Origin of the sequence: Kurthia zopfii (assembly GCF_003143955.1) — a bacterium.
Taxonomy (GTDB): Bacteria; Bacillota; Bacilli; order Bacillales_A; family Planococcaceae; genus Kurthia; species Kurthia zopfii.
On the sequence record NZ_QFVS01000066.1, the window covers coordinates 1 to 4,935 of the forward strand.

Genomic DNA, 4,935 nt, shown 5'->3' on the forward strand with positions numbered 1-4,935 from the left:
TTTGATTCGACACCAATACAGTAGAGAAATTTTGGAAGGCTGGCAAGCCTTTTATTATTATTTTACAATTGCAGCGTTATGTACTTATTCCTTTCAAAACTCTGTACTTCTATCTTGCACTACACAAATGGGATAGAAATGAAATTAGATGTAATAATTAATTTTATTATTGATCCATTTACAGGTTTAACCACGTTGTTTTACATAGGGATTTTATTAATGATATTTTCTATAATATAAATAGAATATTAACTAATCTATTGAATTTTAAGAAAAAACAATAATGCTTTATTACCAATAACTGTATGCAAATGTCTATTGATACATTGCTGGAGTCTTCTAAGAAGAATTTTACAATGGGACAAGCCCTTGCTCTGCATAATTTAAGAGGTAAAATTATACCAAATCTTGTTCGAAAACCAATTGCTAAGTTATTTGGTAACTCTAAATATAAATATTAAAAGGAGGTATATGGATGAAATATATTAGACTGACATTAATTAATATTGGAGCGATTGGCATATTACATCTAGGTGGTTTTTTGTTCAGTATTTTAACGGATCAGATATATCGTTTTATAGCTTATCTATTAGTACTTGTTACACCTTTTATTCTGTTTATGAGTAATTATTTTTTGAGAGAAAAGCTACAGCCAGCGTCACAGAGCAATTTGATTTTTATTTTAATCGGAAGTATAGGAAGTCTGTTTTTACATTTTCTTTTCAGTAATGTCCAGTTTGAAAATGGCTTACCTTATGATCCATCAAGAGATAATATGTCAACGGCGCTTGTATTATTTTTATATAAGGCGGTATTTGTTCAATGCTTCATAGGAGCTGCCCTTTATGAGTGGCGACTTTATAAAAAGAAAAACAGTAATTGACAGAATGAATTGTTTTTTAAAAATAAAGTCTGTTCAAAATAGCCATAATTAAAATAAAGATTGATTAAAACGTCGTGATAAACCATTGATATAAAAGGATTTATCATAAATGACATATGTTTTAGTCAATCTTTTTTACAAACGGTACGACTTTATTTCAAATCAAAATGAACGATGGGAATTTACTCGGTTCATTGACGTACACAACGAAAGCGCAACAACCGTTTAAAATTGCATATGACTACACGAAGGCTGGTATGTTGAAGATGAGCCAAGAGCGTAAGTGGAAGATAAGTCAAGATCGCAACGTTCTGTTGCTGACTTATCTAACCTACATCGTGTAGGCAGTTGTGGCAATGCTCATCCAATTTGCGTCCAACAAGCCGATGCCAATGGTCAAGTGAGCAGCTTTTGGTTATAGTTATGCGAATGGCAATCCAGTGATGAATGTGGATCCGGATGGGTATTTAAGTGCCAGATTGAGAGACGTTAAAGATTTAATTAATAGGATCGTTGTTGCTATTCCAGCTTTAAGAGAAATTCGTATAGCATTAAAAAATAGAACCTTTAAAAAGAAAGGTAAAACATTTTACTTTTTTGGAAAAAAACTTATGATTATCTGAGACTTTATTAGGAGAGGGTAGTATTTTTTCTTTACTATGGAATATAAGTATATTTGTAACTTGTTTGAGTGTAATTAATCTTTTTTTCAATAATAGAAAAGAGTGGATGTATATATTAAAGAGAATTATATATACATTAAGTATAGTTTTATTAATTGGGTTAGTCATGGTCAATTTTTGGGCTGAAAGTGATCTACTATTTTCTATAAAAATAATTAATTTATTAATGTTTAGTGTATTAATCTTAAATATGTATGAGGTTCAGGGGGAAAACAAGACTTTAGTACCTTGGATTGTCTTGTATATAATAGTAGTCGTTATTGGAATGATATTTAGTAATCTAAGTTAAGTCAGGATAGCAATGGAATTGTAAAGAAAAATGAGATAACTTCAAAATAAAGTAAGCGCCAAATACAACACACTTCAACAAATTCAGCGATGATGTCGACCATATTCAAATCCATGCAGATCAAGTTTCACATGATTACCAAAGAGAAATCGATGCAACGAACAGTAAAAAAACGATTACATTGAACAATGATTTATGGAAACAAGTGACGCAATTGAACGATGCCAATTTACTCGGTTCATTAACATACACAACAAAAGCGCAACAACCATTTAAAATTGCATATGACTATGGCTCTTTGTCAAATAACGTTGGTGAGAGTTTTCAATTAAATAATAATCGATTGGTTTGAGCGAGATCACATTTCAGTTATGAAGTGTGGCTCGCTCTTTTTAGTGCGAAATGTAATAGATTCGGCTTCGATAGTTTTTAAAGTTCCTGTAACCATAGACAACTCTGTTTAATACTTCTTTTAAATTCTTTTGAAACGCCCTCTGCTAAAGGCTTCTCAAGGATTTCTGTTAGCTGTTTTAGTTTCTAATTTATTCATGCAGTTATGATGGATTGTAAAGATCATCTCACTTTCAGACGTTCACATAAGTGTCTCAAAGACCGTTGGATCAGTAGTTTGGCCGATTAACTGGAAGTTTCTAATACTTTTTCAGGCAGCGGTCTTTCTTCTGATTCGAGATCGGTACTTTTTTCTTCACCAACGTTATTTAAAGTTCATTATTAGATAAGGGATGAAACGAATGGGTTCATTTCAGTTTTCGCTGTTCTTCCTCATTTTTTTATACAAAATGAAATGTTTATTGAGAATTTTTATCAATTAACTTGAAATTGATAATCATTATCATTTATAATCAAATTAGTGAGACGGAGGTAATGAGCATGGAAATGACAATGATGAATATTACAGCATATTTTGCGACAGCAACAATTGCTTTGAAAAACGTATTCCAAGAAAGTACTAATATTGAAAATTCATTTACACATATACATACACAATCAAGTGGGTTACTATTCCCGATTAAAGGTAGCGCTTGGGTTCATTCAGGTAAGGAAAAATTTTATGTGAAGCCGGGCAAAGTTTTTCATTTCAATAATAAAGAAGTATTACATATTGAAAACTGTGGCGATGAACATTTTGAATTCATCGTGACACAATATGAATTATCAAATCGCACGAACGAAGATTTATATGACGCACAATTTTTACTAAGATTGGCGAGTGAGGAAATTTATTTACAAAAGATCTACGAATTACTTAGTTTACAAGCAGCGCCAGGCGCAATGGCGGAAATGAATCGTAAAAATAAATTCCTATCTATTTTGCAAGATGTACTTGAAGCGGCTCGCAATGAACAATTACACGCGACCGTTGATACGATGGAACAAATCGTTGAATATATTCAAAAACATTATAATGAGAAAATTAATGTGACGAAGATCGCTGAACTCTATGCAATCGAACGAAGAAGATTAGCTTATTTATTTGAAAAACATACGGGATTATCACCGAACACATATATTACCGAATATCGCGTATCTAAATCGAAATCATTATTAGAAAGAGCAGAATTGTCGATTGCTGAAATTGCGGAGACAGTTGGCTATGAAGATTGCTTCTATTATAGTCGCGTATTTAAAAAACAGACGGGTATGTCGCCTTCTGCTTATCGCAAAGAAAAAACAGTATCTTGGACAAATTCGTAAAATAGGGAGTTGCACAACATGAGAGACATTTATGACGTTACAATTATCGGTGGAGGCGCAGCAGGATTATATTCGGCTTTCTATGCCGGATTACGTAATATGAAAACGAAAATAATTGAATTCCAATCACAGCTTGGTGGGAAAGTGCAGCTATTTCCCGAAAAAACGATTTGGGATATTGGCGGACAACCTCCAATTACAGGTGGCGCTTTTATCCAACAATTGATCGAGCAAGGAATGACATTCAATCCGACTGTTCATTTGAATACGAAAGTGCTGGAAATAACGAAAAATAAAGAGCAGTTATTTGAAATCGAGACGAATAATGGTACTCATTTTAGTAAAACGGTAATCGTGGCTGTTGGTGGAGGGATTATAAATCCTCAAAAACTAAAAGTCGCAGGTGCAGAAAAAGTAAATTTGAAAAACCTTCACTATGTGGTGCGTGAATATGAGCAGTTCCGAGGTCAAACCGTCCTTATTTCAGGAGGCGGTAATACGGCAATCGATTGGGCAAACGAATTAAAAGACATCGCACAATCAATTCATGTCGTCTATCGAGGCGATCAATTATCTGCGCATGAATCACAAGTCGAATATTTACAAAGTCATGCGAATATTCATTTAAATACATCGATTGAAGAAGTTTTTGCGGATCAAGCGACAAATGCGATTACACATACAAATTTAGTTAATCAACTTGATGAAAAGTATGCTGTAGCAGTGGATCATATTATTGTTAGTCATGGTTTTGACATGGATCAAACAATCAAATATAGTTTTGATCAACCACTTTTACGTGTGGACGATTTCTATATTAAAACCGATGCGAAGCTAAATACAGATATTCCAGGTGTTTTTGCGGCTGGCGATATTGCAAGTTATGATGGCAAGGTGAATTTACTCATTGGCTGTTTCCAAGATGCTGCGAATGCTGTCAACCGAGCGAAGCAGTTCATTGAACCAGAAGCCGAGAAAGTGGCGATGGTTAGTTCTCATAATAATCGTGTACAAAAAAATTACGTTCTTGAGAAATAATAAAAAAGAATCACCAACCATCTGAAATAATCCCGAATAGTAGCTACTACTGAAAGTGCAGCTATTCGGGGGTTTTTGTTTTGGTTTTATTATATAGTGGGGATCTTAAAACAATTTACGTTGTAACTTTCAGAAATAACGAATGCTTCACACTTGTTTTCGAAAGGAGCCCTCATTATTTCTTCAATGATTATATTCTGCTTTTAACATCTGTTCGGTAGAATTCCCCCATCTTCTATAAGTGGGGGATGAATACCGTTCAGTTTGAGGGTTACCGTTGGTAACTCGAAAACTGATATAAAGGTCTTATCGCCTTTTTCTTTTAG

4 protein-coding genes are annotated in these 4,935 nt (G+C 33.6%); all 4 read left to right on the forward strand.

All coding sequences use genetic code 11. The features are described from left to right. Positions 1–475 precede the first annotated feature (475 nt). The 4 genes from DF281_RS14165 (at position 476) to DF281_RS14185 (ending at position 4,609) form a co-directional block, all read left to right on the forward strand. On the forward strand, positions 476–883 hold the full coding sequence (locus tag DF281_RS14165; RefSeq protein WP_109350908.1) for a hypothetical protein: 408 nt from the start codon (positions 476–478) through the stop codon (positions 881–883). 1,153 nt (positions 884–2,036) lie between these two features. Continuing rightward, positions 2,037–2,207: a hypothetical protein gene (locus tag DF281_RS14805; RefSeq protein WP_166636163.1), complete on the forward strand. Its 171-nt coding sequence runs from the start codon at positions 2,037–2,039 to the stop codon at positions 2,205–2,207. A gap of 539 nt (positions 2,208–2,746) precedes the next feature. Next, positions 2,747–3,571 (forward strand): AraC family transcriptional regulator, encoded by an 825-nt coding sequence (locus tag DF281_RS14180; RefSeq protein ID WP_166636162.1) that lies wholly within the window; start codon positions 2,747–2,749, stop codon positions 3,569–3,571. A gap of 18 nt (positions 3,572–3,589) precedes the next feature. Next, positions 3,590–4,609, forward strand: a complete 1,020-nt coding sequence (locus DF281_RS14185; RefSeq protein ID WP_109350912.1) for an NAD(P)/FAD-dependent oxidoreductase — start codon at positions 3,590–3,592, stop codon at positions 4,607–4,609. Positions 4,610–4,935: the final 326 nt, after the last annotated feature.